The organism is Pedobacter sp. (genome assembly GCF_045628745.1).
Classification (GTDB): Bacteria; Bacteroidota; Bacteroidia; order Sphingobacteriales; family Sphingobacteriaceae; genus Pedobacter.
Genome location: NZ_JAZQPU010000075.1, coordinates 1 through 1551, shown reverse-complemented (window position 1 = coordinate 1551; position 1551 = coordinate 1). Strand labels below are relative to the sequence as shown.

The window sequence follows — 1551 nt, the reverse complement described above, 5'->3', positions numbered from 1 at the left end:
GATTTGAAAACTCTGCAAATTTAACCTGATGCCATATAGAATCTGACAAATGCTGTCATGGAGGGTGCTGCTGATTTCTGCTCTTTCTTTCTCCTGAGCCATAATGGTGGCTTCAAGAATCAGTTTTTGCTGGTTGCTCAGGAAGGCCCTGGCCTCTTCTGCCAATCTCTTCGCCTCGGTTACATCCATTAGAATTCCTGCGAAGCATTTCCCTTCTTTTTTGAAGTTATTTACCTCATGTCCCTTAAAGGATATATATTTTAATTGGCCGGTTTCACTAAATACCCTGAATTCTACATCAATAAACTCATGGAAACCAATAACCCTGGCCATATGATATCGCATTTTTTCCTGGTCGTCTGGATGCAGGTGCTGGATAATAGAGCTTACACTTTCATCAAATTGACTTGGGTTTAAAGATAAAATGGCATAACTATAATCATCTAGGTACATCTTCTGGTCAACATGATCGATATTCCAGATACCAACGTTGGATCCAGTGATTGACATTTGCAGCCTTTCTTTATTTCGCTGTAAGCTGAGCTCCGACTTTTTGCTTTCTGTAACATCTATTACAGCCACGCAATACTTTATTTGTTCTTCTGTAGCTCCATGCACAGCTATTCCTTCCATCTTTACATAGGTAATTTCATTATTACCTAAATAGAGCTTCATTTCGGCCGTCTGCCGCTCAGGAGATTGCGCTGCCTGTTGGAGAAAGAGATTGAAGTCTTCCCAGGAATCTGCTAAAATAAAAGATTGAAAGCGTTGGTAAAGGGCTCTTTCTTTAGGGATTTTTAATAAATCTGCACCGTGTTGGTTGGTCACCGTAATCATGCCCAGCGCATCTAGTGTAAAACAAGCAATGGGTGTCAGGTCGTAAAGACTAATGAATTTCTTTCGCTTTTCAACCAGTAATTCGTAAGAGTTTTTGAGCTTTATGGTGTGTAATTCCTGCTGTTGTCTAATCTGATGAAGTTTGTTCAAGAGTACCTTCACTTCATCATTGGAGAAGTTAGCTTCCGGAGCAGCATCGAAATTCATCAAGATCCTTTCTAACTGTATTGCTGCATTCCTTTTTGAAATATTATGGTGCTCTTTCAATATTATTTTTTTAGAACTAATTCTCCTGGTACTTACCTAAGTTAAAAAAAATTTCTCATGATTTTTGCCATCAACCTAAAAAAACAGGCAGAAATATGATCCTGCCTGTTCAAAAAGAAAATAATGGAATGAGTAAAATAAGCTGGCTTAAATGGCTAAGCGCCATTGTAATTACTCCACTGCGCTGCACCTACAGGTGTGGCAGCTGTTATTTCTTCTTTCCTCAATGAACTTAAGGCCTCATTGGCATCCGTTACTGTTTCTTCAGTACGGTCAGTGCCCATAGGGGTCATATTTGTAAGGCCTTCGGTTTCTCTCACCTTTGTTAAAGGATCACTAACATATTGCCATCCTTCGCCTAATTGAGTGCTGGTGCCCTCATTCCATGGTCCACGGACATCTTCTCCCTGCGACATGTTGTAATAGGTATTGCTGTGGCGAGGGTCA

General features: G+C 40.2%; 1 protein-coding gene and 1 pseudogene. Both read right to left on the bottom strand.

All coding sequences use genetic code 11. The features are described 5' to 3' along the window. The coding region (locus ACR2F7_RS03485; RefSeq protein WP_432712203.1) for a PAS domain-containing protein at positions 1–1104 on the bottom strand (1104 nt) is incomplete at its 3' end. Positions 1105–1259: 155 nt separating this feature from the next. Further along, positions 1260–1551, bottom strand: a pseudogene (locus ACR2F7_RS03480) (manganese catalase family protein); the annotation flags it as partial.